The organism is Cryobacterium sp. 10I1 (genome assembly GCF_035019805.1).
Classification (GTDB): domain Bacteria; phylum Actinomycetota; class Actinomycetes; order Actinomycetales; family Microbacteriaceae; genus Cryobacterium; species Cryobacterium glucosi.
Genome location: NZ_JASJVF010000395.1, coordinates 1 through 2,001, shown reverse-complemented (window position 1 = coordinate 2,001; position 2,001 = coordinate 1). Strand labels below are relative to the sequence as shown.

Genomic DNA, 2,001 nt, shown 5'->3' with positions numbered 1-2,001 from the left:
GCGAGGCCGGCCGCGGTGACCTCCGCGGCGGAAGCGCGCAGCCAGACCTCGTGCATGGCCGGCGTCGAGGCTGCCCTCGAGCGCTGCGTGCAGGGCGGCGCGCAGCGGATGCTCCGGGTCAGCCTGGATCGCAACGGCGAGCGCCTGCGCCTGCCCGCCATAGTTCCCGGCGAGAGCCGACGTGGCGATGAATTCGGCGGCGGCGGTGCGGTCCCCGTCCGAGGCCTGCGTGAGGGTGGTCAGGTCGGCCTGCAGATTCGCAGGCAGGCTCGCAAAGAGCTCGGCGTGATCGGAGATCGTCGCGGCGACCTTCTGGGCCTTCTCGCCGAAGTCCCGTCCGTGCGCGAGGTCCCCGCGCAGCTCGTGCGCGACGGAGCTGAAGAACGAGGCGCCCGGGGTAGCGGGGGCGGATGCCGACGGGGTCGACGGGGTGCCCGGTTCGGCGGTTCCGCCCAACGGGCTGGCCGTTGCTCCCTGCATGCCGGTGCCGAGCAGGGCACCCGCGGCGAGCACGGAGGCGGCGCCGATCGTGAGGCGCTTCTTTCGAGAGGTGGCGGTAGCCGAGGAGTTCTTGTTCTGGGTCACAGTTATTCCTTTCGATTGCGTGCGGCCGACGGTGGGTGCAATCCAGGGCGGGCCCGGATGGCGAACCGATGCCGGCAGCACGTGGCGAGTCTAGGCAGCCGGGTCGGCCAGACCCTCCGTGTCTGCTGGGTGCCCGGCCCAGGAGACGGATGAGTGCTGCCAGGACTTCCCGCCCGATGTCGGCCGTCGTCCGGCAGGCATCCAGGGTCAGGTTGCCGCTCTCACCGGGCGTTTCCGGGGCCGGTCCAAGCGCGCGACTCTCCGTGGATGGCGACACCGGGTCCGGGCCCGGCGGTGCAGGAATTACGCTCTCGGCTGAGTCGGCGGCCGCAGCGTGTCCCTCGTTGGGGGACTAGTGCTCAACGTGAGGATGTGTCACCATAGACAGAATATCTCATTACCTGGTTCCACCCGTTGAGTCTGACGAACAGTCAGCTCCGGCGACGTACGCGCGACACTGAAGTGATTTGACACTGGAGTTACCGGGTTCAGCACCACGATCTGGTACTTCGGAGTCCCCTTAAATGAACAAGAATCACCTGGCGGCAGCGCTTGCGCTTTCGCTGGCTATACTCGGCCTCATCGCCCCCACGAACGTTTCTTCCGCCCAGGCGGCGACGCCGTCGTCCGTCAAGGTCGTCGACTCCGCAAACATCATCACGGACCCGGCCTGGTTCACACAGGCGTACAACGAGGGTATCCGTCTCTACGTGATGCACTCGACAGCGTGGGGAAGCTGCGCCCCCTGGGAGCACACACAGGCCCAGCTGAAGATGGCGCTCGACGCCGGCCTCAAGATCGCCGTCTACACCCGGGATGCGACGTGCTGGCAGGGCGGGATCGCCGCGGCCGGCCCGTACCAGTCGCAACTGCAGTTCTTCGCTCTCGACGTCGAGAGCGGCAGCCCGCCGGTCACCCGCGCGATGGTCGACGGGGTGCGCGCGATGGGTGTGCGGCCGGTGATCTACAGCGGTTCGGGGATGTGGCCGAGCATCATGAACAACAGCGGCGCCTTCGCCGACGTGCCGCTCTGGGACACCAATGCCGGTGCGGTGAACTACAGCGGCTGGCTCGCCGATACGGGCGCGCCCGCTGCGGTGTCATACGGCGGCTGGAACACCGCCGCGAATCCGCGGATCGGCGTGCAGCAGAAGTTCGAGCACAACCTGAACGGCGTCCTCGTCGACCTGAACTCGTTCGACGCGACCTTCCTCGGCCTCGGTGCCACGGCGCCCGTGGCGCCCGTGGTCGTGGCGCCTGCGCCGACGCCGACGCCGACGGCCACTCTCACCCCGACTCCGACTCCCACGCCGGCGCCGGCGAAGGTTCGGATCCACCACCGGCGCTGACGCGCGCATCCGCTCGCCCGCCGGACCGAGCGCGGGCGTTCCGCCGCCACGCGGGTGGTCGACCACC

The 2,001-nt window shown here is 69.0% G+C and carries 2 protein-coding genes; one reads left to right on the top strand and one right to left on the bottom strand.

The features are described from left to right. The coding region (locus QN345_RS18395; protein WP_416347678.1) for a hypothetical protein at positions 1-585 on the bottom strand (585 nt) is incomplete at its 3' end. 524 nt (positions 586-1,109) lie between these two features. Here QN345_RS18395 and QN345_RS18390 point away from each other — a divergent pair. Beyond that, on the top strand, positions 1,110-1,934 hold the full coding sequence (locus QN345_RS18390; protein ID WP_322188513.1) for a hypothetical protein: 825 nt from the start codon (positions 1,110-1,112) through the stop codon (positions 1,932-1,934). Positions 1,935-2,001 lie beyond the last annotated feature (67 nt).